We start from the raw sequence: 26,259 nt of genomic DNA, 5'->3' as shown, positions 1-26,259 counted from the left end.
CCGGAAGGTATGGAGGTCGTACGCGATGAGGTCACCGGCACTGCGCCATGTGCTCACGCACCTGATCACCCCGCTGCTGATGTGCCTCGGCATGGGGCTGGCGTACATGGGTGCGTTCGTCCACCCGGAGCCGAATCACCTGCCCGTCGCCGTGGTCGGCGCCGGACCGGAGGCGAAGGTGTTCGCGCAGACCGTCAAGGACACCGCGGGTGACCGGCTCGACGTCCGCACCGTCCCGACCCGTACCGCGGCCGTCCACCTGCTGACGTCCCGTACCGTCACCGGCGCCTATGTGCCGAGCGCCAAGGCGCCGGAACTGCTGGTCGCGAGCGCCGCCTCCGACATGGGCGCCACCGCCGTCGAGAAGGTCTTCACCCCCGTCGCCGCCGAGGAGGGCGTCCCGCTCAAGGTCACCGACGTGGCCCGGCCGGTCGCCGACGACCCCACAGGACAGGGCCTGTTCTTCCTGCTCATCGCGGTGAGCATCGGCTCCTACGCCTCGGTCGCCGCGCTCGGCGCGGCCGGCGGCACGCTCCCCATGCGGATACGCGCCCTGCTCGCGCTCGGCGTCTCCGCCGTCGTCAGCGGCATCGGCGCGCTGCTCGCCGGACCGGTCTTCCACCTCGCCCACCACGCCCTGGCCGGCGTCTGGGGCATGGCCTGGCTCTACTCGGCGGGCATCCTGCTCATCGGCGTAGGCCTGCACACCTTCCTGAAGCGGTGGACCACGCTGGCCATGATGGTGCTGTTCGTCATGCTCAACTTCACCAGCTCCGGCGGGTTGTTCCGCCCCGAGCTGCAGAACGGCTTCTTCGGCACCCTGCACGCCTTCTGGAACGGCGCCGGCTTCGTCGAGGGCATCCGCAGCCTGCTGTACTTCGGCGACGACGGCCTGGGCCGCGACGTGTGGACCCTCGTCGTCTGGCTGCTGGTCGGCCTCGCGGTCACCGCGGTCGCGGCGGCCTACGAGCGGGCCAAGGCCCCGGCCGCACGCATGGCCGTACCGGACTCGCCCGCCGGGCACACGGCGGAGGTGGCCGAGGCCGAGGCCGAGACCGAAGCGGAAGAAGAAGAAACGGTCGGCGTGTGACCGGCGGCCGGATAGGCTCTCGGCGATGCTCTCACTCTCGGACACCACCGCCGTCGTCTCCGCGCTGCGTGCCGCGGGCTGCGTCTTCGCCGAGGACGAGGCGGAGCTGATCCTCGCCACCGCCGGCACCCCGGACGAGCTGGTCACGATGGTGGACCGGCGCGCCGCCGGACAGCCCCTCGAACACGTCCTCGGCTGGGCCGGCTTCCACGGGCTGCGGGTGCTCGTGGAACCGGGCGTGTTCGTGCCCCGCCGCCGTACCGAGTTCCTGGTCGGTGAGGCCCTGGTGCAGGCCCCGGACGCCTCCGTCGTCGTGGACCTGTGCTGCGGCTCCGGCGCGGTGGGCGCGGCCCTCGCCGCCGCCCTCGGGGACACCGAACTGCATGCCGCCGACATCGACCCGGCCGCGGTCGGCTGCGCCCGGCGCAACATCGCCTCCTACGGCGGTCACGCACACCTCGGAGACCTGTTCGAAGCGCTGCCCGCCGCCCTGCGCGGCCGGATCGGCATCCTCGCGGCCAACGTGCCCTACGTCCCCAGCGGCGAGGTGGGCCTGCTGCCGGCCGAGGCCCGCGACCACGAGCCGCTGGTCGCCCTCGACGGCGGCGGCGACGGCCTCGACGTGCTGCGCAGGGTCGCCGCCGGGGCGCCCGAGTGGCTAGCGCCCGGCGGCTGCGTCCTCGTCGAGACCAGCGAGCGCCAGGCAGAGGCGGCCGTCGAGGCCTTCGCCGCCGCCGGTCTGACCGCCCGGCTCGCGGTCTCGGAGGAGCTGTACGCCAACGTCGTGATCGGCGTACGGGACCAGGACTAGCCAGGACCAGCCAGGACCAGGCCGCCGTCACGACGGTGTTCGTGCTCCGGTTCGGGCGTCACGGCTCGCTCCCATCGGCGAACGGCCCGCGGCACAGCGATGCATGCCTCTCTGTGTGATTGCGGGAGTTCGCCCATCAGAACTCGGTAATCAGTCCCTGTGAATGCGATGAATCCGCGTGCCGCGGATCCGGGGCTGTCGACCGTCTCGGCTACGGCAGTTCCTGGGCCCGCGCGATGAGCAGCGCCACGTCGTCGTGGTTGTCCGGGTGGTGCAGCTCCCGCAACAGCAGGTCGCAGACCTCCTCCAGCGGGCGGGCGGGATCGTCGAGGAGTGCCAGTAGCGCGTCCAGCCGCTCGTCCAGCGAGTGGCGGCGGGTCTCGACCAGACCGTCGGTGTAGAACACCAGCTCGTCGCCGGGCTCGAAGTCCACGGTCGTCGTGGCGAAGGGGATGCCGCCGACGCCCAGCGGGACCCCGGTGGGCAGGTCGAGCAGTTCCGGCGGCCGGCCGGGGCGGAGCCGGGCCGGGGGCAGATGGCCCGCGTTGGCGATCCGGCACTGGCGCAGCCGGGGGTCGTGCACGGCGTACACGCAGGTCGCGATGGAGTGATCGAGGCCCGAGGTGGTCTTGTCCAGGTGCTCCAGCAGCACGGCCGGATCCAGGCCCAGCGCGGCCAGGGTGGTGGTCGCGGTGCGCAGGCGGCCCATCGTCGCGGCCGCGTTGATGCCGCTGCCCATCACGTCGCCCACCACCAGGGCCGTTCTGCCGCCGTCCAGCGGGATCACGTCGAACCAGTCGCCGCCCACCTCGACGGTCTCGCCCGCCGGCTGGTAGCGGGAGGCGACCTCCAGGCCGGTGGTGACCCGGGGATGCGTGGGCAGCAGACTGCGCTGGAGGGTGAGGGCGGTCGTGCGGGCGTTCTGGTACCAGCGGGCGTTGTCGATCTGCACGGCCGCGCGGCCGGCCAGTTCCCGGGCCAGCAGCAGATCGTCGTCGTCGAAGGGCGCCGGATTGCGGGTGCGCTTGAGGTCGAGGGCCCCCAGCACCTCGCCACGGGCGATCAGCGGAACGGCCAGATACGAGTGCAGGCCGGCCCGCCCCAGCAGCACGGCCGCCTCGGGGGAGCGGGCGATCCTCGGCAGGTCCTCGTCCTTGACCTGCGGCACCAGCACCGCCTCACCGGTCCGTACGCACTCGGTGACCAGCTGGTCCGGGGCGTACCGGGCGACCGTGCCCGGCGCGTCGGCCGCCTGCACCGCGTCCGCCTCCTGCTCCGCGTGCACGGCGAGAGCGCGGAGCATGGCAGGCTCCGCCGGTCCGAGTGTGCTGCGCCGGCCCTCGACCACCGTGTCCAGCAGGTCCACGGCCGCCACGTCGGCCAGCTCCGGCACGGCGACGTCGGCCAGCTCGGCTGCGGTGCGCTCCAGGTCCAGGGTGGTACCGATCCGGGTCGAGGCGTCGGCGATCACGGCCAGGCGCCGGCGCGCGTTCTCGGCCTCGACACCGGCCCGGTACGGCTCGGTGATGTCCACCACCGAGGTCGCCACGCCCAGGACGTTGTCCAGAGCGTCCTCCAGCCGGTAGACCGACAGCGACCAGATGTGCTCCTCGTCCGGGTCGGCCGGCGTGCGGCCCACCGCGGACTGGTCGATCACCGGCTCGCCGGTCTGCAGCACCTGCAGGTACGCCGACTCCAGGGCGTCGGCATCCATGAGCGGCAGCACCTCGCGGAGCGTCCGTCCCACGTGCTCCTCGGCCGGGACCCCGTTGATCCGCTCCAGTGCCGGGTTGACGGAGACGAACCGCAGCTGCGTGTCGAGGACGGCCAGCCCGATCGGCGACTGCTTCACGATCCGTTCGGACAGCGCCACGTCCTGCTCCAGCCGGCGCACCGTCGACTGGTCGGCGGCCAGACCCAGCGCGAACACGTCGCCGTTGTCGTCCGTGAGCCGCATGTTGCGGAACTCCACCACATGGGTGGAACCGTCCTTGTGCCGGATCGGGAAGCCGCCCGCCCAGCTCTGCCCGGTGCTCATCACGTCCGCGAACAGCTTGCCGACCAGACCGATATGGCGTTCGTCCACCATCAGCCGGGCCGCGTACTGCCCGAGCGCCTCGCGGGCCGAGTAGCCGAACAGCTCCTCGGCCTGGGGGCTCCACAGCACGATGCGCCCCTTGGCGTCCAGCACGACCGAGGCCATGCCGAGGACGTCGAGCAGCCCGCCCGGACGCACGGGTCCGCGCACCGGCTCCTCGCCCTCGGCCGCTGAAGCCTCGGCTGGACTCATCCCACGCACCGCCTTCGAACCTCCGCACGGCACGCCGTCCCCCGTGCCGACTCCCCTTGTTCTACCGCGCTCACACCTGACTCTCCGACGCCGCCGCCGACTTTTCCACCATCTCTCAACACGACGGCATCCGTAACAGCGAAACGACCACCGGGGCGGCACGGGCGTGAGTTCACCTTCCCGTTCCGTCATTGGTCTGTACATGTCTGTCAGGGGCACGCCAGACTGACCGCCGCACGCGCGTCCCACCCCCCGAACCGAGGAGTAGGCTTCCATGCCCGCGTCCACCCGGCAACGTTGTCGCGCAGGGCTGACCGCCCTGATCGCCCTCGCCGCGGCCTTCACCCTCTCGACCGGCCCGGCGTCCGCCGCCGACACCTGGACCGAGACCGGCTCCGACCGCGCCGACCCGCTCACCGAAAGCCAGGGTCTGACCTCGGTCGAGGTCCCTGCCAACAGCGCCAACCGCTACACCGGCGTCGGCACCATCCCGGTCAGCGTCTCCAGCCGCGGCTGGAACCACGTCGGCGACCCCGACGAGTCGTACGACGGCTACTACGTCGAGCCGTATCAGGCCGACTCCGGCACCGCCAAGATGTACCGGGTCCAGGCCCCCGGTGGCGCCTGGTCGGAGTACGTGCACACGCTCGCCTCCGGAGAGGCCCTCAACAACTCCTGGAACGCCATCTCGCCCGACGGCCAGTACATGCTCTCCGGCGAGTACGGCACGATGACCCGCTTCCTGGTCTTCCCGACCCCGGGCGTCAACAAGAGCACCTCGCCGTCCGCGAACCTCCCGCTGGCGTCCGTCGTCAACCTGGACCACGCCGTGCGTGACGTCCAGGGCTGCGACTTCTCCGGCGCGACCACGCTGCTGTGCTCCTCGGACGACCCGGACGGCAGCCTCTTCGGCTACACCAAGCCGCTCCTGCAGATCGACCTGTCCGCCCAGCCCGGGTCGAGCAACGTCACCGGTCATGTCACCGCGCTGCGCCAGCTCCCGCTGCGCAGCTCCTGCTCGGGCACCTTCGAGGCCGAGGGCATCGACTACGACCGGCGCAGCGGCACCCTGCGCGTCATCGTGATGTCGCCCGGGTTCTGCATCCTCACGGACAGCAAGACGTACAGGTTCACGCGGGGCTGAGTTCCCTGCCCGGGTGGTGCACCACCCGGAAATCGGTGCTTTTCTGTTGGCATGGCGCGGTTCGCGGGGGAACCCGTGAGGCCGCGCCATCGCCATGAGAGGAGCGATCACCATGGGTCCTGAGCGACTGCACGAGGAACCCGTCTCGCTTGAGATCAGCGGATGCAGCAAGGAAGACGCCCGGATCGTGTTCGACGCGCTGTGCCAGTGCTTCGAGTCCGACCGGGAGGCCGAGGACGTGCCCCAGCAGCTCCACGAGTCCCGCCCGATGGTGTGGCTCGGCACGTTCGAGGTCACCGACGCCCACGAGTGCACCCCGCCGCCCCGGCTCGCGGCCTCGGTCGAGGCCGACGCGCAGGGCGGCTACTGGGCGATCGACCGGCTCCGTACGACCCTCGACTCCCTGTTCGCGGTGCGCAGCCTGTCCTCCGCCTCGGGCGACCAGGAGAGGGAGCTGCACGTTCTGCTCGAAAGCCGGTGACCGGTGATCTGAGACACGTCACCCCGGAGCCTTTGTGCAACTAGTTGCATAATCCGTGCGCGGTCCTTTAGAACTGATGCGAAGACACCGCGCACGGAGGTTCCGATGAGCCGTTACCCGCATCTGCTGAAACCCCTCGACCTGGGTTTCACCACTCTGCCCAACCGCGTGCTCATGGGCTCCATGCACGTGGGCCTGGAGGAGGCCGAGCGCGGCTTCGAGCGGATGGCGGAGTTCTACGCGGCCCGGGCCCGGGGGGGAGTGGGCCTCATCGTCACCGGCGGCATCGCGCCCAACGAGGAGGGCCGGCCGTACGAGGGCGGCGCCAAGCTCACCACGGAGGAAGAGGCCGGACAGCACCGCGCCGTCACCGAGGCCGTGCACCGCGAGGGCGGCCGGATCGCGATGCAGATCCTGCACTTCGGCCGTTACGCCTACCACCGGGGCCTCGTCGCGCCCAGCCCGCTCCAGGCCCCGATCAGCCCCTTCCCGCCCCGTGAACTCACCGACGAGGACATCGAGCGGACCATCGACGACTACGTCCGTGCCGCCCGCCTCGCCCGGCAGGCCGGCTACGACGGCGTCGAGATCATGGGCTCCGAGGGCTACCTCGTCAACGAGTTCATCGCCGCCCGGACCAACCACCGCACCGACCGCTGGGGCCGGTCCTACGAGAACCGGATGCGGTTCCCCGTCGAGATCGTCCGGCGGGTGCGCGAGGCCGTCGGCGCGGACTTCATCATCGTCTACCGGCTGTCCATGCTGGACCTGGTGCCCGGCGGCTCCTCCCTCGACGAGGTGATCACCCTCGCCCAGGCCGTGGAGGCCGCCGGGGCGACCATCATCAACACCGGCATCGGCTGGCACGAGGCCCGGATCCCCACCATCGCCACCTCGGTGCCGCGCGGCGCCTACACCTGGGTCACCAAGCGGCTGATGGGCGAGGTCTCCGTCCCGCTGGTCACCACCAACCGCATCAACACCCCGGAACTCGCCGAGGAGTTGCTCGCCGAAGGCGGCGCGGACATGGTCTCGGTGGCCCGCCCGATGCTCGCCGACCCCGACTTCGTCGCCAAGGCCGCGGCCGGCACGCCCGAGGCCATCAACACCTGCATCGGCTGCAACCAGGCCTGCCTCGACCACACCTTCAGCGGCAAGATCACCTCCTGCCTGGTCAACCCGCGCGCCTGCCACGAGACCGAACTGGTCCTCGCCCCGACCCGGCGGCGCAAGCGCGTCGCGGTCGTCGGCGCGGGACCGGCCGGCCTCGCCTGTGCGGTCTCCGCCGCCGAACGCGGCCACCAGGTCACCCTGTTCGACGCGGCGGCCGAGATCGGCGGCCAGCTGAACGTGGCCCGCAAGGTCCCCGGCAAGCAGGAGTTCGACGAGACCCTGCGCTACTTCCGCCACCAGCTCGACGCCCACGGCGTGGACGTGCGCCTGAACACGACCGTCGAGCCCGAGGACGTCACCGGCTACGACGAGGTCGTGGTCGCCACCGGCGTCACTCCGCGCACCCCCGACATCCCCGGCGTCGACCACCCCCGAGTCCTCGGCTACCTCGACGTGCTGCGCGACGGCGCCCCCGTCGGCGACCGGGTCGCGATCCTCGGCGCCGGCGGCATCGGCTTCGACGTCGCCGAGTACCTCACCGACGGCGGCGACAAGGCCAGCGAGGACCCGGCGACGTACTTCAGGCACTGGGGCGTCGACATGGACTACCGGGCACCCGGCGGCCTCGCCGCCCCCGAGCGCCCCGCGCCCCCGCGCACCGTCCACCTGCTCCAGCGCCGGACCGGCAAGGTCGGTGCCGGCCTCGGCAAGACCACCGGCTGGATCCACCGCGCCGAACTCAAGCACCGGGGCGTCACCATGGTCCCGGGCGTGCGGTACGACCTGATCGACGACGCCGGGCTGCATGTCACCGTCGACGGGGAGAGCACCGTCCTGGAGGTCGACACCGTCGTGCTGTGCACCGGGCAGGAACCGCGCCGGGACCTGTACGAGGAGCTGGTAGCCGCCGGCTGCAGCGCACACGTCATCGGCGGTGCCGACGTCGCCGCCGAGCTGGACGCCAAGCGAGCCATCAAGCAGGGCACCGAGCTGGCGGCCGCCCTGTAGGGGCCGTCCCTAGGATGAGCCCATGTCACTCCCGCACGCGATCCTCACCGCCCTGCTAGAGAAGCCGTCGTCGGGGCTGGAGCTGACCCGCAGGTTCGACAGGTCGATCGGCTACTTCTGGTCGGCCACGCACCAGCAGATCTACCGCGAGCTGGGAAAGCTGGAGGCCGAGGGCTACATCCGCACCCTGCCGGCCGAACAGCCTGCCCGCGGGCAGAAGAAGAGCTACGAGGTCCTGCCCGCGGGCCGTGCCGAACTCGCCCGCTGGACCGCCGCCGCCCAGGACCCCAAGCCGCAGCGGGACGTGCTGCTGCTGCGGCTGCGCGCGGCGGCGGTCGTCGGCACCGGCGGAATCGAAGCCGATCTGCGCCGCCATCTGGAGTTGCACCAAAGGCAGTTGGCCGAGTACGAGGAGATCCAGCGGCGCGATTTCCCGCCGGGCAAGGACGCCCCCGAGGACCGGCTGCGGCACCTGGTGCTGCGGGCCGGCATCGACCTGGAGTCCTTCTGGACGCAGTGGCTCAACGAGGCCCTGCGGGAGGTCGGGGAACTCCCGGAGACCTGAGCGGGGTCAGAGCCGGTACGGCTTCGAGCGCTTGCGCAGGTACCAGCCGGTGGCGATGACGCCCGAGCCGACCAGCGCCGCGCCGATGCCCAGCGTGAGCGGGCCGTAGTCGCGGGCGGCACCGCCCAGCCCGCCCATCACGCCCCGGGAGGGCGCGGCCGACCTGGTGGTGGAGGAGGTCGTCGGCGTCGTCGGCGCCGCGGCGGTTCCGGACACGATCACCGACTGGGTGCCCGCCGTTCCGCCGTTGGAGCAGACGACGACCACCGTGTAGGTGCCCGGCGACACGCCGGACCAGGCGGCGGACTGGCTCACCGTGGTGCCCGCCAGGGCCGCCTGCCGCCCCTGGGCGAAGGCGGTCTGACCGCTGTTGAGCAGCGAGGCGCTGCCCCAGCTGCCGCCGCTCTGCGTGCAGGCGCTGGTGACCACCGAGACCGTGGTGCCGGTGGTGCTCACCGAGATGCCCGAGAGCGCGGCGGACGGTCCCGCGAGCCAGGTCGGGAGCGCGGCGGCGGCCGCCAGGGTCAGGCCGGAGCGGAGGAGAAGTCGTGAGTTTCGCATGTGGCTGCCCTCCGGCGGCACGGTAGGCGGAACGTCCCTTGCGCCGCCGAGGATCGGAGACTCCCGTGCTGCCTCAGGGTCAGCCAAAGCGGGCGCGGCCCGCGCCGCACCCGGGGGCGGCCGTCCAGGTGATCTATTCCTTCGTCCGGCCCAGGCCGGTATGCGGTTCACGCCCCCGTCGTGACGGCGCGCTGCGCCGACCACCCGCCCCAGGTTCCGTCCGGCAGCCGCGCCCGCAGCCGCACATGGTGCACCACTCCATGGTCCCGCCCCACATAGAAGCTGTAGGTCGAGTGGCCTTTGGGCGGAGTGCCGCCCCAGACCAGCGAGGTCGTCGTACCGCTGTCGAGCCGGATCTGGTACTCCGTGATCACCCCGTCCAGGCGAGGCGGATCCCAGGCCAGGTCGAGGTAGTACGCCCCGCTCTCCTCGTGGCTCTGCGCTGTGAACCCGGTCGGCGCGGTGTTCCGGCCGTCGTCGCTGCCCGGTGTGGCCAGGCGCACCGCCGCGCCGGACGGCGAGAGGTTGTCGGCGGCGTCCCGGGCCCGGACGGTGAACACATAGCGCGTACCCGGCCGCAGCCCCGTGACCACCGTCGCGGTCTGGTTCCCGCCCACACTGTGGATCTTCGCACCGCCCTGGTAGATGTCGTACGACACCACCGCCCGGTCGTCCTTGGCGGCGCCCCAGGACAGCTGCACCGCACGGCTGCCCACGGCCCGGCCGCTCGGGTGCATCGGACGGGTCGGCGCCGAGCGGTCCGCCGCGACCACCGCCGGCGTCGTCGCCCGCACCGCACGGCTGCGCGGGCCGAGGCTGCCGTCGTCGCCCCGCGCCCGGACGGTGAAGGCATACATGGTGGACGGCCTGAGCCTGGTGACGTCCACCATGTGCTGCGACCCCGGCACTTCGACGACCTTCGTGGCGCCGCGATACACCTCGTAGACGCGGACGCCCGAACCGGCCGGCAACGCGTTCCACATCACATGCACGCTCGTCGCGCTCCCGGCCGCCGCGGTGACCCCCGTGGGGGCGCCGGGCAGCCGGCCGCTGTCGCCGTCGGCGGCCCCGCCCCAGCCGCAGGAGGTCATGAACAGCAGGGCGCAGACCAGGACGACAACTCGGCGCACGGTTCCGCCTCCCCGGGGACGGCAGGACGGCAAAGGTCCGGACCAATATGACCTGCCCGCGGTGGGACATCAAGAGGGCCGTATTGCAGACAGCGGGGGAGAGTTACGTATGCTGAGGGTTCTACGGCCGAACTTCCCGAGAGGGAAGGGGAGTTCGCGCCCGTGGCGCGGAACGCTGTCGTCGCTGATCCCGCGCCGACGCGGGCGGCCGGGGCGAGCGGGCTGACACCGGCTCGACGCCCCGGCCCCTGACGGATTCTCACGGAGTGTCAGTTCGTTGCTCCGATCGGCCCTGTACGGCCTCCGCTTCCTGGCCCGGCCGCCTCGTCCCCACCACATTGGACCGGTTGGCTCCATGTCCCCCACGGAGAGGGTCCCTCATCGTGCGTCTCCAGACGCTGACGCTGGCCACGGCCGGCGCCGCCCTGCTCGCCCCGACCACACTGTCCGCCCCCGCCGCCTCGCTCACCGCCCCCGGAGCACGGCACCGCATCACCGCCACCGACCTGCGAGCCCGGATGCGCGACTGCACCGAGGTCTCCAAGAGCCGCTATCGCACCGACGCCGGAACCGCCGCCACCGTCCCCGTGTGCGGCACCGAGCAGGCCGTCTTCTGGGAGGCCGACCTCGACATCGACTGCGACGGCCAGATCACCGCCCACTGCAACCGCACCGCCGACCCGGCGTTCTCCGCCGCCACCGCCTTCCAGCAGTCCGACGGCAGTCACCTCAACGCGGAGACGCTGCCCTATGTCGTCGTACCCGGCCCCAGCAGCCGCTGGGACTACCGGGCGCACGGCATCCGGGGCGGTGCGATCGCCGCCGTGATCTACAAGGACCGGGTGCAGTACGCCGTCGTCGGCGACACGGGACCGAGCGACATCATCGGCGAGGCGTCGTACGCCACCGCGAAGGGTCTGGGCGTGGACCCCGACCCGCGCGCCGGTGGGGTGCCGTCCGGCGTCACCTACATCGTCTTCAAGGATTCCGAGGTCAAACCCATCGAGGACCACGACGCGGCGCAGGCGGAAGGAGAACGTCTGGCGGCGCTGTTCGCCGAGGGCGGCTGACCGGCCGCCCCCGGCAGGGGGTCAGACGGCCGCCCAGCCGTTGTCCACCGGCAGGATCGCGCCGTTGATGTTGCCGGCCGCGTCCGAGGCCAGGAAGACGATCGCGGCCGCCTGCTCCTCGGGCTCGGAGACCTGGCCGACATTGCCGAAGTACGGGCCGAGCGCGGCCGGCCCGTGGGCGCCGTCCGCCAGGTCGATCTGGATCCCGGTCCTGGTGCCGCCGGGCGCGATGGCGTTGGCCCGGATGCCCTGGTTGCGGTACATCACCGCCAGGTTCTTGGTCAGACCGACGACACCGTGCTTCGAGGCCGTGTAGGCCGCGCCGGCCGCGCTGCCGCGCAGACCGGCCTCGGAGGCGGTGTTGACGATCGCGCCCCGGCCCGCCGCCAGCATGTGCGGCAGCACGGCGCGGGTGAGCAGGAACGGCGCGGTGAGGTTGACCCGTATCACCCGCTCCCACTCCGCGTCGCTCACCTCGCCCAGCGCCGACATCCGGTCCATGATCCCGGCGTTGTTCACCAGTACGTCCACCGCGCCGAACCGCGCCACGGCGGTCGCGACCACCTCGTCGACCACGGACCGCTCGCTGAGGTCGCCGGTGACGGCGACGGCCGTACCGCCCGCCTCCTCGATCTCCTTGACCGCGGCGCCCGCTCCCTCGGCGTTCAGGTCGGCGACCACGACCCGGGCGCCCTCCCTGGCGAAGGCCAGGGCGGCGGCCCGCCCGATCCCCGATCCCGCGCCGGTGACGATGACGGCGCGCCCGTCGAGTCCGCTGGCCATGTGGTGCTCCCATCAGGTGGGTTCGAGGGCGCCCCGCGCCCGGTGACGGGCACACCATACGACTTAATGGCGGTGACTGACATAAAGTCGTGGCCGGAATTCTCCGTGCTCCGGCTCCTCGGAGAGAATCTCGGTGCAGCAGTCGCCGGAACCGGAGGGACAGATGACCGCAGGGGGACGCACGGGACGGCCGCCCCTCACCGAGGAGCGCAAGGCCGAGACCAGACTGGAGATCGCCCGTGCCGCGGTGGACCTGTTCGTCGCCCAGGGGGTGGCGGCGACCACGGGCGAGCAGATCGGCCAGGCGGTCGGGGTCTCCGCGCGCACGGTGTGGCGCTACTTCCCGAGCAAGGAGGCCTGCGTACGGCCGCTGTTCGCGGCCGGCATCGAGGTGGTCGCCGACTGTCTGCGGGCCTGGCGGCCGGGCCGGCCGCTGGCGGAGGCCTTCGAGAGCGCCGTACCGACCGACAGCCGCCTGGTGCGCGGCCCCGACCGCACCACCGTCGGCGCCCTGGTCCGTCTGACCCGCACCGAGCCGGGCCTGCGCGCGGAGTGGCTGCAGACCTACGACGAGGCCGAGCCCGCGTTCGCCCGCGCCCTCGCCGAGCGCGCGGGCCTTCCCGCCGACGATCTCCGTCCGACCATCCAGGCGGCCATGTTCAACGCGGCCCTGCGTGCGGCCGTCGAGCACTACGCATGGCGGTCCGCCGACAGGGCGACCGACCCGGTCACGGCGGAGGCCGAACTCGCGGCGACCTTGCTCGCGGCCCTGGCGGTCGTGGCGGACGGTCTCGCTTAGGTGATGGCAGAGCGGGGCACGAGCCGTTGCCCCGGCGCGCGGTGGGCGTGCCGGGGCAACGGTTCTGTGTGAGGCGGGCTGGGCTCAGGGAGTGAGCCGCCACTGTTCGATGTAGCCGACGTCGATCGCGGCTCGGTCCTGGACCCGGAGTTTCCAGGTGCCCGTCAGGGGCTGTGCGGAGGCGTCGACGGTGAACGTCTGGTCGACGTTGTCGGCGGAGCCGCCGCTGCGGTTCAGGAGGGAGTAGACGGTTCCGTCGGGGCCGACGAGGTCGACGGTCAGGTCGCCCCGGTAGGTGTGGATGATCTTCACATAGACCTGGGTGGTGGCGGAGGCGTTCCCCGTGCGGCCGGTGACGGTGACCGGGGACTCCACCGCGGCGCCGTTGTCGGGGATGTCGACCCGGGTGGCGCTGGCGTAGACGTAGGCCACCTGCCAGGAGAAGTGCTCGGTGGCGGTGGCCCCCGTGTCGTCGGTGACCGTGACCGTGACGTCACTGGTCCCGAGCGTGGTGGGGGTGCCGGAGATCAGGCCCGTGTCGCTGATGGTCAGTCCGTCCGGCAGACCGGTCGCCGTGTACGTCAGGCCCGCGCCGGAGTTCGTGGTGTACGCGTCCGTCTGGAGCGACACCGCCTGCCCGACACCGCTGATCTGGTCCGCGATCGGTGCCACGTTGACGCCGAGTGCGATCCGGTCGCCCACGTTGATCGCCGCCCACGCGTCGGCGACGGCGAGATAGGAGGGGCTGTAGGCGCCGAAGAGGTCGGCCGCGGCCTGGAGGGTGGCCGTACGGGCGCCCGCGTAGTCGGTGCTCGACGTCATGTAGGTGGTGAGCGCCCGGTACCAGACCTGCTGGGCGTTCTCGATGCCGATGCCGGTCACCGGCCGGCCGTCGTAGGTGGGACTGTCGTAGGCGACCCCGTTCACGGTCTTCGCTCCGCTGCCCTCGGAGAGCAGGTAGAAGAAGTGGTTGGCCGGGCCCGAGGAGTAGTGGACGTCGAGTCCGCCGAGTGACGGGCTCCAGTTGTCGCTGGACGCGCCGTCCTTGGACGGCTTGTCCATGTAGCGCAGCGGGGTGCCGTCGCCGTTGATGTCGATCTTCTCGCCGACCTCGTAGTCCGGGACGTCCGCGGGCAGGTTCTCGTAGAACTCGACCGCGGCGGCGAAGATGTCGGAGGTCGCCTCGTTCAGGCCGCCCGACTCGCCGGAGTAGGTGAGGCCGGCGGTGGCGGCGGTGACGCCGTGGCTCATCTCGTGGGCGGCGACGTCGAGCGCGGTGAGCGGGTGGGTGTTGCCGGAGCCGTCGCCGTACGTCATGCAGAAGCAGGCGTCCTGCCAGAAGGCGTTGACGTAGTTGTTGCCGTAGTGGGCGCGGCTGTAGGCGGCGACACCGTCGTTGCGTATGCCGTTGCGGCCGAAGACGTTCTTGTAGAAGTCCCAGGTGGCCGCCGCGCCGAAGGCGACGTCCACGCCCGCGGTCTGCCGGTTGGCCGCTGTTCCGTCGCCCCAGACATCGTTGTCGTCGGTGAAGAGGGTTCCGGTGCCGGAGGTGCCCTGGTTCAGGTCGTAGGTGCGGTGTCCGGCACGGTCGCCGTCGACGAGCTGGTAGGTCGAGCCGGAGAGCGTGGTGCTGAGGGGCACGCTCCCGTTGAACTGCCCGGTGCCGGTGCCGGTTTCGACGCCCTGGTACCGGAACAGCTGCTTGCCCGACGCCGCGTCGGTGATCACGTGGAGTTCGTTGGGCGTGCCGTCCTCCTGGAAGCCGCCGACCACCGACTCCCAGGCCAGGGCGGGCTTGCCCGAGGCGGCCCAGACGACGAGCCGGGGGGCGCGGTCGGACTTGGGCTGCTCGGCGCCGGCCTTCACGGCGGTGCTGAGCGCCCGGGCCTTCGCCGTGGCGGCAGAGATCTTCGCCTTGGTGGACGGGAGCGCGAGGGCCGCCTTCGTGGCCTTCGACACGGTGAGGCGGCCGCCGTTCGCGTGGACGACCAGGTCACCGCCGAGGACGGGCAGGCCGGCGTAGGTGCGTTCGTAGCGGGTGTGCGTGGTGCCGTCGGCGTCCTGGGCCACGTCCTTGACGACGAGCTTCTCGCGGGCACCGAGGCCGAGGGTCTTCGCGGTTTCGGGGGCACCTGTCGCGGCGCTCTTGAGCAGCGCGGTGCGCTTCGCGGGCGAGAGCGCGGCGGGGGCCGCTCCGGCTCTGGGGGTGGCCCGGATCCTGGCGGTGCCGTGCTGGTCGCCTGCCGCGGCCAGCGCGGTGCCGTTCTGGATACCGGCCGCGAGCAGGGTGGTTGCGGCGGTCAGCGCCAGGGCGACGCTGTATCTGACGCGACGATGGTGACCGTCCTGCCGGGACATGGCGTTCTCCTTCTGTGGGGTGGTCGGGCTCGGCGGAGCCCGGGAGAGCGGGTCGGCTGGGTCGAGCCGTCCGGCGGCGCGCGGGTGGGAGGGGGAGGGGGGAAGGGCACGGCGTGACGGGACGACGTCTGCTCGGCCGTGCCGGAGAAGGGGTGACGCGATGTGGGTTTTGCGTGAGCCGGCTGTGAGGGGGCGGTGAACTTTCGGAGAGCAGATTGGCACCTGGTGATCGCGGCTGTCATGACCGCATCAGAACAACGGCTGGAACTGGTGGTTGCGAGCTAGGGTTTCGAGCACCGCGACAACGGTTTCAGGCCGTTCCGGGAGGACGGTCCCGCCCCAGGGAGGCGCGGCCAACTCCCCGCCCGGTGCCGGGAGTTCGCCAGGCCGGCCGGCCGACCGCACGCCGGAGGGGCCCGGCACCGGATTGCGGTACCGGGCCCCTCAAGAGGACTTCAGCTCCTCAGAAGGACGGCCCCCAGTCGACGGGGCTGGTCGTGAAGGAGCCGGGAGAGGCCAGCGGCAGGTTCACGAACGACGCCGCCCACGGTGAGCGCTCGACCGTGTAGGTCCCGCCCGCCAGATCGGCCTGCTCCTGCGGGGTGGGCATGAGCGAGGCGTGGAAGCCGGCCGGCGGCCGACTGTTGACGACGATCTGGATGCGGTAACCGACCGGGATCCGGGTGAGGTTCGACAGCAGCGAGATGTCGTGGCGCGTGGTCCTGCCGGGCACCACCGCCTGCTGGGAGGCCTGGGTGAAGGGGTGGCCCGGCTTCAGCAGGGTGCCGTTGTCTGCGTACCAGCTGTCCCGGGAGTCCAGCGCGCGCTGACTGCCGAGCAGGATCCCGTCGGCCTGCTTGGTCACGGTGCCGTCGGGCGCGACGATGTTCAGCGTCGCGGTGAGTTCCGTCTCGGACGTCGTCGACTCGGCGTAGAGGGTGACGTCGGTCGGTCCGTCGAGGACGGCGGCCCGGGTCAGCGGAGCCGTCGTGTACGTCAGGGTGTTCGCGGCGCTCGCCGCTGCCCAGGCCAGGCTGTCCCGGCCGGCGGCCGACGGCTTGCCGGGGGTGAGGGAGCCGTCGCCGAGGTAGTAGGTCCGGGCGTGGTCCGACGGGGGCCACGCGGCACTGTCGACCCAGCGGTTCGCGCCGTTCTCGAACAGGTGCAGGGGCGTGGAGGTGGACGCCATGCCGGTGGGCTCGTTCTTGAGCCAGGTGTCGAACCACTCCAGACGGATGGCCTGAAGGCTGCTCTCGTCGACATGCTCGCCGTGCGTCCAGGGCCCGACGATCGCCTGGTAACGACCGGTGACCGGTTGACCGGCGGTGACGGGGGTGTTCAACGGCCGGTGGTGGTACGCGTTCTGCGCGGAGACGTAGGCACCGAGGTTGCCGCCGGGGAAGAGGTCGTTCCAGCCGCTCTCGGTGAGCGCGGGGATGCCGTTGGCCACGATCCGCGGAATGAGCTTCTGCACGTTCCGTGCCTGCCAGTACGCGTCGTTGTACGAGCGCGAGCCGCCGTTCGCCTGCTGGGCGATGGTGACGGACTGGGGGTCGGTGGCGGGGTCGTCCTCCGGCCCGCGCGGCTCGGCCCGTGCGATGCCGGCCACGAAGGTGGTGGGGATGCCGCCGTCGGCGGTGAGGTCGTTGTAGAAGTCGGAGTCCGTGCAGAACGGCGTGATCGCCTTGAGGGGAGAGTGCCTGCCCACCGCGGCCGCGGTGAACCACTGGTTGACCCCGAGGTACGAGCATCCGTCGAGACCGACCTGGCCGTCGCCGCCGGACAGCGTATGGGCCGCCCAGTCGACGAGTTCGGCCCCGTCCTTGCCCTGGCGGCCGCCGAACCAGTCGACTTGGCCGCCGGACGCGCCGGTGCCGCGTACCGCGGAGGCCACGTAGATGTAGCCGCGCCGCACGAAGTAGTCACCGGTGCTGGTCGGGTCGGAGCGGGCCGTGCCGTACGGGTTCTGAGTCAGCAGCACCGGATAGGTCCCGGTCGCCCGCGCGCCGGTCGCCGGGTCGGTCGGGTAGGTCACCTCGACGGAGATGCCGACCCCGTCGTCCATCCTGACGGTGGTGTGCTCCGGCGTGCTCACCCCGTAGGAGGCGGCCTCGGGCTGCCACCGGGTGCCGGACGGGGCGGCGGCATCGGCCGCCTGCCCTGAGGTCAGGGCGCCGAGCAGACCCAGTACGGCCGCTCCGACACGCAGGCGTGTGTTCCTCATGGGTGTGTTCATGGGCCTGTTCCTTGTCATGCGGGCCGACGGGCGGCGCGCGCCGTACGGATCACGCAGACAACACGGGCTGTGCCGCCCCGACCGGCGGTCGGCGGTTCGGCGGGCACAGCGGCACCGGAGGTTCCGGCCGAAGTTCCCCTCGGTGAGTTCGGCCGGCACGGGACGGAAGGCGCCCGCGGCCAGGACGGTCTCCGGACAGGCCGCCGACCTGAGGGCGAAGTCCTGCGGCACCCCGGCGCCGGAGGCGCCCGGGTAGGCGGTGATCAGCATGACGATGGTCGGCGTGAGCAGGCCGAACGCGGTCGGCACGGCCCCTTTGGTGCCGCTGTCGGCGCCGGCTACCGCGAAGACGACCGTGACCATCTGCCAGGCGATCGGGGGAGCCGCCGGCTCTGGCGGGCGGCTGTTCCGCATCGGGGGTTGTTGTCGCTGACACCTTGGTCACCCCTTGCTCCAGGAGGAGTCGGTGGGGTCGCCGAAGGCACGCCACCGACCGAATGTTCGGTAGCTTCGACCAAAGCGGGAGGGAGTGTCAAGGGATCGTGCGCGGCGGCGAGTTACGGTTCCGTGGCAGCCGGACCGCGGTGGTGCGGAGCACGGGGACAGCCACGCGGCACGGGCCGTGCCGACCGGACCGCTGGGGTGGCCGCGCGACGCGGCCGCCCCTCGGAAGCCGCCGGACCGGCGTTTCCGAGGGGTCGCCTTCGGCCGGCTCCGGCGGGCCGGGTCCACCGCGGGACCAGCGCCCGCCGGCGGCGGATCGGGTCGGCCACGAGAAGAGGCGCCTTCCGGCCGGGCGGGGCGCTGTGGTGAGGGAGCGGGCGACCGGCGGCGACACCGCTGCGATGAGCCGCCCAACACCCTCAGGGGATGGTCAGACCTTGCGGTAGGAGTACGCCTCCGCGGCGGCCGCCTCCACCGCGCCGAGGTCGGCGCCGGTGGCCGCCGTCACGACCGCGGCGACCGCGCCCTCGACGAAGGGGGCGTCCACCAGGCGGGTGCCGTCCGGGAGTTCGTCGCCCTCGGCGAGCAGCGCCTTCACCGTGAGCACCGCACTGCCCAGGTCGGTGAGGACGGCGACCCCCGCTCCTCGGTCCACGGACGCGGCGGCGGCGGCGATCAGCTCCGCACTGGTGCCGAGCCCGCCGCCCTCGGTGCCGCCCGCCGCGGCGACCGGCACCGCCGTGCCGCCGCCCGCCAGGCCCTTGGCCAGTTCGGCGACGGAGGCGGCGACCTCCGCGCTGTGCGACACCAGCACGATCCCGACCGGCTTGTCGTCACTCATCGGCTGCCTCCTGAAGTCCCGCGACGAGCAGCGCCGACGAGGTGGCGCCCGGGTCCTGGTGGCCGATGCTGCGTTCCCCGAGATAGCTCGCCCGGCCCTTGCGGGCCTGCAGTGGGGTGGTCGCCAGGGCGCCCTCCTCGGCGGCGGCCCGTGCCGCGCCGAAGCCGTCGCCGAGCGCGTCGACGGCCGGCACCAGGGCGTCGATCATCGTCTTGTCGCCGGGCGCGGCCCCGCCGAGCGCCATGACCTTGTCCACGCCGGCCCGCAGCGCCTCGGCGAGCTGCGCCTCGCTGACCTCGGCCGCGTCGCCGAGCGCCTTGCCGGTGCTGCGCAGCAGCGTCCCGTACAGCGGTCCCGACGCGCCGCCGACCGTGGAGATCAGCCGGCGCCCGGCGAGCGTCAGCACGGCACCCGGGGTGTCGGGCGCCTCCTCCGCCAGCGCGGCCACCACCGCCCTGAACCCGCGCTGGAGGTTGCTGCCGTGGTCGGCGTCCCCGATGGGGGAGTCGAGGGCGGTGAGCCGCTCCGCCTCGCGGTCGACGGAGGAGGCGGTCGCCGCCATCCAGCGGCGGAAGAAGTCGGCGTCGAGCACTGGATCTCCTTGCGTAGCGGTAGGGACGCTGGTCGCTGCGGTCTCTCGCTCACATTCCCCAGCGCAGGGCCGGCGTCTTCACCGGCGCGTCCCACAGCCTCAGCAGCTCCTCGTCGACCTGGCAGAGGGTGATGGAGGCGCCGGCCATGTCGAGCGAGGTGACGTAGTTGCCGACCAGTGTGCGGGCGACGGTGACTCCGCGCTCGGCGAGCACCCGCTGGACCTCGGCGTTGAAACCGTACAGTTCCAGCAGCGGGGTCGCGCCCATGCCGTTGACCAGGACGAGCACCGGGTTGCGCGGGGGCATGTCCTCCAGGATGGCGTTGACCGAGAAGTCGGCGATCTCGCCCGAGGTCATCATGGCCCGCCGCTCCCGGCCCGGCTCGCCGTGAATCCCGATGCCCAACTCCAGTTCGCCGGACGGCAGATCGAAGGTGGGGGTGCCCTTGGCCGGGGTGGTGACGGCGCTCAGGGCGACACCGAAGCTGCGGGAGTTCTCGTTCACCTGGCGCCCGATGGCCTCCACCCGCTCCAGCGGCTGTCCCTCGGCCGCCGCGGCGCCCGCTATCTTCTCCACGAACAGGGTGGCGCCGGTGCCGCGCCGGCCGGCGGTGTAGAGGCTGTCGGTGACGGCGACGTCGTCGTTGACGAGTACCTTTCCCACCTGGATGCCCTCGTCCTCGGCGAGTTCGGCGGCCATGTCGAAGTTGAGCACGTCGCCCGTGTAGTTCTTCACGATGAACAGGACGCCGGCGCCGCTGTCCACGGCCGCGGCGGCGCGCGCCATCTGGTCCGGGACGGGCGAGGTGAACACCTCACCGGGACAGGCCGCCGACAGCATCCCCGGTCCCACGAATCCGCCGTGCAACGGCTCGTGCCCGGAACCCCCGCCGGACACCAGCCCGACCTGCCCGGCGACAGGGGCGTCCCGCCGTACGATCACCCGGTTCTCCACGTCGACGGTGAGATCGGGATGAGCGGCCGCCAGGCCCCGCAGCGCATCCGCCACCACGGTTTCCGGGACGTTGATCAGCATTTTCATAGCTGTCTCCCAAGTAGGTTAGCAGGTAGTTCCCTGACCGGCATTTTCCCTGTTCAAGCGGGGTATAACGGGCGTTCATCTCGGCGGTCTCAGGCGCTTGGCGGCGGATCCCGGCGGCACCGATGCCGACCAGATGCTGACTCGACTGACGGGCCATCAGTCTTTTCCGGGATCCCTTCGAGTCGGTGGGCGGGCGCCCTGCTCATCAGTATCGACCTTGCGGCAGCGAAGGTCATGTGCGCTGCGGGTCCCCCTTTCGCCGGTTGCCGGCTGTGCCGCTACTGGAGCTCTGGGCTTCGTGGGCCGGTTATGCAGGGTGTGCGCGGGAGAGCCTGTCGGCGGGTTCTTCGTCTGCTGGTGGTACGGCGCTTGCGCGCTCCTGAACTGCGGTGATGGTGTAAGAGATGGCCTTTGCGGCTCGGTTGGTCCGCGTAGGGTCCGGATCTTTCGTGTGCCGTCCAATGCGCACGCGTAGGACTTCTCGGACCCACTCCTTCAAGGGGCGGAACCGTCGGCCCTCCTTTACTCCGACGGCTTCATCCGCTCTTTGAACAACCCGATGGCCAAGGCGCTCGGGAGGCCGGCCGAACAGTGTGTGGGCCGCCCCATAGGGGAGCTGGTGCCAGCAAGTCAGAGTTCCGTGGTCAAGCGGATCGTGGCCCAAGCGGACAAGCAGCAACTGGCGATGCGGGTCCTGGAGCTCCCAAGGCCCGGCAGGGTGTCCATGGTCACCCTCGTGGAAGCCCGCTCGACGACGGTGGCCGGCGGCGAACGGTTGGTGTGGGTGCACTCGCTGAGCATGCACAACGGCCTCGGCAGCCTGCTGATCCCGTTCCGCATGTCGGCGAAGTCCGCCGGCCTCGGGCTGTGCGTGTATCTGCCCCAGGTGGAGCAGGTCGAATGGCTGGGAGGGGCGCCCGACGTGGGCGCGCTGTTGCCGGAGGCCTCCGTGCCTTTGCCGTGGGTGGTCCGGCACGTACACCCGATGACTGGGGTGCCTTGCGACAGCTCCTGGACTCGGGCGCCCCCGGGCGCCCCTGGACCGGCCTGCGGTTCCAGGACGAGCGAGGGGACCGGCACCACCTGGCCTGCCAGACCCGAAGGGTCCAACTGGAGTACGACGGCCTGGAACGGGTCTTCGGGACGATCCGCGACGACACCCGGCAGGAGGCGCGCCGGAAGAAGATGCTGGCCGCGCTCGGAGCCGAACGGCACCGCGCCCACGAGATCGCCTTGTTCTCCTCCGCCCTCATCCGCACGGCCACCGAGCAACAGCTGCACCAGGTCGTTCTGACCCGGCTCGCCGCGACATGCCGCGGAACGTGCCCTGCTCCATATGTCCAGGGGAAGCGGACCACAGGGCGCCGCTTGCGTGCGCTCGACCCATCGGTACATCAAAGCGTGGAAATCCTGAGGCTGAAGCCCGCGCCATCTGGGCGAGCACAGCGACGACGCCGGCCCCGGGGCCGCCGGCGCGACGCCGTCGGCTCCGGACGCGCGGACGACCTGGCGTCAACGCAGCGCCGCGCGCGTCGCGCTGCGACGGTGCGTCAGACGATGGCGAGTCGGCCCACGAGCAGCTCCACCCTCCGCTCGGCGTCCACCGGCGGCAGCCGTCCCGCCCGGGTCAGGGTGGCCAGCCCGTGCAGGGCCGCCCAGAACACCTCGGTGAACAGTCCCGGGTGGACGCCGTCCCCGGCGACCTCGTCCAGGCTCTCCAGCAGCGCGGCGAAGGCGTCCTTCAGCGGCTCCGGGGTGTCCTCCTTCGCGAACGCCAGACCGCCGTCGAGCTGGAAAATGGCGTCGTAGACCGCCGGGTTGCGCTCGGCGAAGTCGAGGTAGGCGCGCGCGAGGGCGGTGACCCGGGTGCGAGGGCCGTCCGCGGCGGAGGTCGCGGCCCGCAGCGCCGCGGCCATCTCGGCGGCACCCTCGAGGGCGACGGCGCCGATGATCTCGCGCTTGCCGCGGAAATGGCTGTAGAGGACGGGCTGGCTGTATTCGATGCGCTCGGCGAGCCGGCGGGTGGTGACCGCGTCCCAGCCCTGCTGCTCGGCGAGTTCGCGGGCCGTCGCCACGATGAGGCGCTCGCGGTCCGCCCGTTCGCGCTGCTTGCGTTCTTGTACCGACACGGTTCGATCCTAGCACCGCTAGACAAGCAAGCGGCAGTAGAGCTAGCGTTGCCTCATGAGCTAGCAACACTAGATTCCGGGAGGGTCATCATGCTCAACGCACTCGAGGTCTTCACCACCGTGGTCGTCGGCCTGATGGTGGGGGTGGAGTTCTCGGTCGCCTTCGTCATCAACCCGATCCTCGACGCCCTCCCGGAGGACAGTGGCCAACTCGGCCGCGCCCACGGGGGCCGGATGCTCGGCGCCGTGATGCCGGTCTGGTACATCACCTCGCTCGTCCTCGTCGCGGTCTGGGCCGTCGCCGGATGGCACCACCACGGCACCGGCCTCGTCGTCACCGCCGGCGCGCTGCTGATCCTCAGCGTGATCATGTCGCTTCTGCTGCTCGTCCCGATCAACAACCGGGGCAAGACGTGGACCCCCGAGAACCGGCCCGAGGACTGGAAGGAGCAGATGAACCGCTGGGACCGCTTCCACTACGTCCGCGTCGCCGTCATCGTCGCCGCGTTCGCCCTGATGGTCGCCGCCCTCGCCTGAGCCCGCGGGCCGGCGCCGCGCTGGTGGCGCACAATCCCCACTCCCTGGGCGGTAGCGGGCCACCGAAACCCCGACACCCGCGAATGCGGCTGCCGCTGAGAGCCCACAACTGCGATCACGACAAGCGGCGCCCCCGATGACCTGCGCGGCTCTCGGCTCTCGGCTCTGGTTCGGGTGAGATCTTTGGTCCAGATCACCTGCCTACGGTCGCGCAGGAATCGCGTGACCGCTGGCACTCCCGTTGTGCTCTTCGCAACCGTCCCCTTCGACCTGGGCTTCTCCTCGGGGGCGCTGCACGGCCTCTGTCATCAGCCCCACCACCGCTGTCATCAGCCCCACCAGCGCGCGCCGGTAGCGCACCGAACTGGTGCAGCCTCTGCATGCTGGTGAGCCCGTACGATCGTGGAGTCGACCGACACCAGCCAGTCGATGTCCCCGGCAGCGTCCCTTTCCGCCTGGATCGCCCTGAGCATGCGGGAGAACGTGCCGTCCAGCGCCATCTGCGGCAACGCGTGTAGAGGGTCAGGATCCGTAGCGTTCCGGCGCGTCCCGCCAGGCGGAAACGGTTCGCAGTTTCCATACGATCCCGTTCAGCGCTACCCGGTAGGGCATGCGGCTCGCGCGCGGCAGGACGACGGAAGTCCGGCCATGGAGGCGTAGGGGCTTCAGCGGCGGCGCAGGCGTTTGTCGGTGATCGGCGGGGTGGGGTCGATGTAGAAGTCGCCGGGATTCACGTCGACGCCGGGCGGGACGATCTCGTCGATGCGGTCGAGGATGTCCTCGCCGAGTTCCACGTCGGCCGCGGCGAGGAGGTCGGTCAGCTGTTCGGGGCGGCGCGGGCCGATGAGTACCGCGGTGACCGCCGGATGGGCACGGACGAAAGCGGTGGCCAGGTGAGGCAGCGGCAGGCCGGCCTCGGCGGCCAGAGCGGTCAGTTCGCGCACGGCGTCGGCCTTGGCCCGTACGCCCGGCTGGGTGAGGTCGAACATCTTCGCCCCCGCACCGGCGCTGCGGTGCCCGGCGGTGGGATCCGAACGCCCCGAGAGCCAGCCGGAGTTGAGCGGCCCGAAGGTCAGCACGCCCATGCCGTAGCGCTGGGCGGTGGTCAGCACCCGGCTCTCCACACCGCGGGTGAGGATCGAGTACGGCGGCTGCTCGGTGCGGAAGCGGTGGTGGCCGCGGCGCTCGGCCGCCCACTGGGCCGCCACGATCTCCTCGGGGGAGAAGAACGAGCCGCCGACGGCCCGGACCTTCCCGGCCCGGACCAGGTCCGACAGGACGCCGAGGGTCTCGTCGATGTCGGTGTGCGGGTCCGGGCGGTGCATCTGGTAGAGGTCGATGTGGTCGGTGTCCAGGCGGCGCAGGCTCTCCTCCACCGCGCGGCGGATCCAGCGGGCCGAGCCGCCGCCCCGGTTGGGGTCCGCGCCCATCGCCAGCCCGAACTTGGTGGCCAGGACGATGTCGTCGCGGCGGCCCTTCAGTGCCTTGCCCACGATCGTCTCCGACTCGCCGCCGGAGTACACGTCGGCGGTGTCGACGAGGTTGATCCCGGCGTCCAGTGCCGTGTGGATCATGCGGACCGACTCGTCGTGGTCGGTGTTGCCCATCGCGCCGAACATCATCGTGCCGAGTGCGTATGCGCTCACCGACATGCCGGTGCCGCCGAGAATCCTGCGCTTCATCAGGGGTTCCTCCAGGTGCGTGCTTGCTTCCCACCAGACGAGCACCGCTCGCGGCCGGCGCGGGAGACCCGCTCTGACCGGGGGTCCAGCAGACCCCCTCTGGCGCAGCCACTCCCCAGGTCACCCCGGTCTACGGTGGTGGCATGGCCCAGGAACCGAACAGCGAGCTGCGGGACTTTCTCCGCTCGCGCCGCGCGAGGATCACCCCCGAGGAGGCGGGTCTGGCACCCCAGTCCGGCACCCGCCGCGTTCCGGGCCTACGGCGTGAGGAGGTCGCCCAGCTCGCCGGCGTCAGCGTCGACTACTACGTCCGCCTGGAGCGCGGACGCCACCTCAACGTCTCCGCATCCGTCCTGGACGCGATCGCCCGCGCCCTGCGCCTCAACGATCTGGAGCGCGCCCACCTGTTCCGGATCGCCAGACCGGCCCGCACCCGCCCTCGCCCGCTGCCCCCGCAGCGCGTCCGCCCCGGCCTGCGACTGCTGCTCGACAGCCTCACCGACGTCCCCGCCCTCGTCTACGGCCGCCGCATGGACGTCCTGGCCGCCAACCACCTCGCCCGCGCCCTGTACACGGACTTCGAGGCCCTGCCTGCCCGCGGCCGCAACATGGCCCGCCTGGTCTTCCTCGACGACCACTTCCGGACCCTGTACGCCGATTGGGAGGACGCAGCCCGCGGCATCGTCGCCTCACTGCGCCTGTACGCAGGACGTCACCCGCATGACCCCGCCCTGGCCGAGCTCGTCGGCGAACTCTCCGTCCAGGACGCGGACTTCCGCCACTGGTGGGCCGACCACGAGGTGTTCCGGCGCACCCACGGCACCAAGCGCTTCCACCATCCCGTCGTCGGCGAACTCGCCCTGGGCTACGAGGCCTTCGCCCCCGCCGACGACCCCGAGCAGACCCTGGGCGTCTCCACCGCCGAACCGGGGTCCCCCTCCGCGGAACGCCTGAAGCTGCTGGCCGGCTGGTCCCGGTCCCCGGAGCACCCGGCACCGGCCGCGCAACCGGACGCCCCACGGCCCTGAACCGATCCCGCGGTGGCGTCCCCGCGAAAGCGTTCGACCACACCGCGCGAGCCCAGTGTCAGACCCTTCCGACCGGCCGGACATCAGCACTCGGGTCCAGGCGCGGGAACGCTGCCGCTGGGGGCGGTCGGCGGGCCCGGGGCACCCCACGGCCCACCCGCACCTGCGGCTACCGCGAGGCTCTGACGCAGATGTGTCAGGCGTGCGATCTCCGTATCCAGAATGGCCAGGCGATCGGCCACGACGTCGCTGAACGCGCCTGGACGGCTGCCACAAGATGCCGGTGGTGTCTGGACGAGGAGGTCCAGACGGTGGGCCCGGCGGCGGAGGTCTTCCAGGGTGAGGCCCAGAGCCAGCAGGTCGCGGATGACGCGGACGCGGGCTACCTCGGCGGGGCCGTACTCACGTTGGCCGGACGGGGTACGTGGCGGGGGCGGGAGCAGGCCGCGGGCCTCGTACAGGCGCAGAGCTCGGGGTGTGGTGCCGGCTGCTGCCGCCGCCTCGCCGATCCGCATGCGCTCTCCT

At 71.7% G+C, this 26,259-nt stretch carries 22 protein-coding genes and 1 pseudogene; 10 read left to right on the top strand and 13 right to left on the bottom strand.

Annotated features, from left to right (window positions below):
- Positions 1-25 precede the first annotated feature (25 nt).
- Together AB0D59_RS14920 and AB0D59_RS14915 are read left to right on the top strand one after the other, a co-directional pair.
- The gene (locus tag AB0D59_RS14920; protein ID WP_362564864.1) at positions 26-1,090 is read left to right on the top strand and encodes a hypothetical protein; all 1,065 of its coding nucleotides are present in this window, start codon (positions 26-28) and stop codon (positions 1,088-1,090) included.
- A 25-nt stretch (positions 1,091-1,115) separates the two neighbouring features.
- Entirely contained in the window at positions 1,116-1,901 is a 786-nt protein-coding gene (locus AB0D59_RS14915) for a putative protein N(5)-glutamine methyltransferase (protein WP_362564862.1), read from the top strand.
- A gap of 211 nt (positions 1,902-2,112) precedes the next feature.
- On the opposite strand, the gene AB0D59_RS14910 is transcribed toward AB0D59_RS14915, so the two are convergent.
- The gene (locus AB0D59_RS14910) at positions 2,113-4,191 is read right to left on the bottom strand and encodes a SpoIIE family protein phosphatase (protein ID WP_362564860.1); all 2,079 of its coding nucleotides are present in this window, start codon (positions 4,189-4,191) and stop codon (positions 2,113-2,115) included.
- A gap of 274 nt (positions 4,192-4,465) precedes the next feature.
- Here AB0D59_RS14910 and AB0D59_RS14905 point away from each other — a divergent pair, with 274 nt between their 5' ends.
- From AB0D59_RS14905 to AB0D59_RS14890, 4 genes are all read left to right on the top strand, one after another.
- The gene (locus AB0D59_RS14905) at positions 4,466-5,335 is read left to right on the top strand and encodes a hypothetical protein (RefSeq protein ID WP_362564858.1); all 870 of its coding nucleotides are present in this window, start codon (positions 4,466-4,468) and stop codon (positions 5,333-5,335) included.
- A gap of 112 nt (positions 5,336-5,447) precedes the next feature.
- The gene (locus AB0D59_RS14900; RefSeq protein WP_362564856.1) at positions 5,448-5,816 is read left to right on the top strand and encodes a hypothetical protein; all 369 of its coding nucleotides are present in this window, start codon (positions 5,448-5,450) and stop codon (positions 5,814-5,816) included.
- Positions 5,817-5,921: 105 nt separating this feature from the next.
- Positions 5,922-7,937, top strand: coding sequence for an NADPH-dependent 2,4-dienoyl-CoA reductase (locus AB0D59_RS14895; RefSeq protein WP_362564855.1), 2,016 nt, complete (start codon positions 5,922-5,924; stop codon positions 7,935-7,937).
- 22 nt (positions 7,938-7,959) lie between these two features.
- Entirely contained in the window at positions 7,960-8,502 is a 543-nt protein-coding gene (locus AB0D59_RS14890) for a PadR family transcriptional regulator (RefSeq protein ID WP_362564853.1), read from the top strand.
- A gap of 6 nt (positions 8,503-8,508) precedes the next feature.
- Here AB0D59_RS14890 and AB0D59_RS14885 read toward each other — a convergent pair whose 3' ends face one another.
- Together AB0D59_RS14885 and AB0D59_RS14880 are read right to left on the bottom strand one after the other, a co-directional pair.
- Positions 8,509-9,063 carry a hypothetical protein gene (locus AB0D59_RS14885; protein WP_362564851.1) on the bottom strand — a complete coding sequence of 185 codons (555 nt, stop codon included), beginning with the start codon at positions 9,061-9,063 and terminating at the stop codon, positions 8,509-8,511.
- Between the two features lie 167 nt (positions 9,064-9,230).
- Entirely contained in the window at positions 9,231-10,193 is a 963-nt protein-coding gene (locus AB0D59_RS14880; RefSeq protein ID WP_362564849.1) for a fibronectin type III domain-containing protein, read from the bottom strand.
- Between the two features lie 383 nt (positions 10,194-10,576).
- Between AB0D59_RS14880 and AB0D59_RS14875 the strand changes: the two genes are divergently transcribed.
- Positions 10,577-11,263 carry a glycoside hydrolase family 75 protein gene (locus AB0D59_RS14875; protein WP_362564847.1) on the top strand — a complete coding sequence of 229 codons (687 nt, stop codon included), beginning with the start codon at positions 10,577-10,579 and terminating at the stop codon, positions 11,261-11,263.
- Positions 11,264-11,284: 21 nt separating this feature from the next.
- Here AB0D59_RS14875 and AB0D59_RS14870 read toward each other — a convergent pair whose 3' ends face one another.
- Positions 11,285-12,046, bottom strand: a complete 762-nt coding sequence (locus tag AB0D59_RS14870) for an SDR family NAD(P)-dependent oxidoreductase (protein ID WP_362564846.1) — start codon at positions 12,044-12,046, stop codon at positions 11,285-11,287.
- 163 nt (positions 12,047-12,209) lie between these two features.
- On the opposite strand from AB0D59_RS14870, the gene AB0D59_RS14865 reads away from it, so the two are divergent.
- Complete coding sequence (locus tag AB0D59_RS14865; protein ID WP_362564844.1) at positions 12,210-12,845, top strand: TetR/AcrR family transcriptional regulator; 636 nt, start codon at positions 12,210-12,212, stop codon at positions 12,843-12,845.
- Between the two features lie 84 nt (positions 12,846-12,929).
- Here the strand turns inward: AB0D59_RS14865 and AB0D59_RS14860 are convergent, their stop codons facing one another.
- The 6 genes from AB0D59_RS14860 to AB0D59_RS14835 all read right to left on the bottom strand — a co-directional run bounded on the left by AB0D59_RS14860 (position 12,930) and on the right by AB0D59_RS14835 (position 22,487).
- Positions 12,930-15,203, bottom strand: a complete 2,274-nt coding sequence (locus AB0D59_RS14860) for a M4 family metallopeptidase (protein WP_362564842.1) — start codon at positions 15,201-15,203, stop codon at positions 12,930-12,932.
- Between the two features lie 463 nt (positions 15,204-15,666).
- Positions 15,667-17,853, bottom strand: a complete 2,187-nt coding sequence (locus tag AB0D59_RS14855; RefSeq protein ID WP_362564840.1) for a CocE/NonD family hydrolase — start codon at positions 17,851-17,853, stop codon at positions 15,667-15,669.
- A gap of 460 nt (positions 17,854-18,313) precedes the next feature.
- Positions 18,314-18,724, bottom strand: coding sequence for a PTS fructose transporter subunit IIA (locus tag AB0D59_RS14850; RefSeq protein ID WP_362564838.1), 411 nt, complete (start codon positions 18,722-18,724; stop codon positions 18,314-18,316).
- Positions 18,717-19,316, bottom strand: coding sequence for a dihydroxyacetone kinase subunit DhaL (gene dhaL, locus AB0D59_RS14845; RefSeq protein ID WP_362564837.1), 600 nt, complete (start codon positions 19,314-19,316; stop codon positions 18,717-18,719). The genes AB0D59_RS14850 and dhaL overlap by 8 nt, the downstream gene beginning before the upstream one ends.
- 49 nt (positions 19,317-19,365) lie before the next feature.
- Positions 19,366-20,358, bottom strand: a complete 993-nt coding sequence (gene dhaK / locus AB0D59_RS14840) for a dihydroxyacetone kinase subunit DhaK (protein WP_362564836.1) — start codon at positions 20,356-20,358, stop codon at positions 19,366-19,368.
- 1,550 nt (positions 20,359-21,908) lie between these two features.
- Positions 21,909-22,487 carry a TetR/AcrR family transcriptional regulator gene (locus tag AB0D59_RS14835; RefSeq protein WP_362564835.1) on the bottom strand — a complete coding sequence of 193 codons (579 nt, stop codon included), beginning with the start codon at positions 22,485-22,487 and terminating at the stop codon, positions 21,909-21,911.
- 90 nt (positions 22,488-22,577) lie between these two features.
- Here AB0D59_RS14835 and AB0D59_RS14830 point away from each other — a divergent pair, with 90 nt between their 5' ends.
- Positions 22,578-23,024, top strand: a complete 447-nt coding sequence (locus AB0D59_RS14830; RefSeq protein WP_362564834.1) for a DUF1772 domain-containing protein — start codon at positions 22,578-22,580, stop codon at positions 23,022-23,024.
- A gap of 380 nt (positions 23,025-23,404) precedes the next feature.
- Here the strand turns inward: AB0D59_RS14830 and AB0D59_RS14825 are convergent.
- A pseudogene (locus AB0D59_RS14825) lies at positions 23,405-23,618 on the bottom strand (transposase); the annotation flags it as partial.
- Between the two features lie 71 nt (positions 23,619-23,689).
- The gene (locus AB0D59_RS14820; RefSeq protein ID WP_362564832.1) at positions 23,690-24,706 is read right to left on the bottom strand and encodes an aldo/keto reductase; all 1,017 of its coding nucleotides are present in this window, start codon (positions 24,704-24,706) and stop codon (positions 23,690-23,692) included.
- A 143-nt stretch (positions 24,707-24,849) separates the two neighbouring features.
- Between AB0D59_RS14820 and AB0D59_RS14815 the strand changes: the two genes are divergently transcribed.
- The gene (locus AB0D59_RS14815; protein ID WP_362564830.1) at positions 24,850-25,734 is read left to right on the top strand and encodes a helix-turn-helix transcriptional regulator; all 885 of its coding nucleotides are present in this window, start codon (positions 24,850-24,852) and stop codon (positions 25,732-25,734) included.
- An 83-nt stretch (positions 25,735-25,817) separates the two neighbouring features.
- Here AB0D59_RS14815 and AB0D59_RS14810 read toward each other — a convergent pair whose 3' ends face one another.
- A complete protein-coding gene (locus AB0D59_RS14810; protein WP_362564828.1) occupies positions 25,818-26,249 on the bottom strand; it encodes a MerR family transcriptional regulator in 432 nt (143 codons plus the stop codon).
- Positions 26,250-26,259 lie beyond the last annotated feature (10 nt).

This window comes from Streptomyces sp. NPDC048417 (assembly GCF_040651615.1).
Classification (GTDB): Bacteria; Actinomycetota; Actinomycetes; order Streptomycetales; family Streptomycetaceae; genus Streptomyces.
This window is presented reverse-complemented; position numbering and strand designations above follow the sequence as displayed.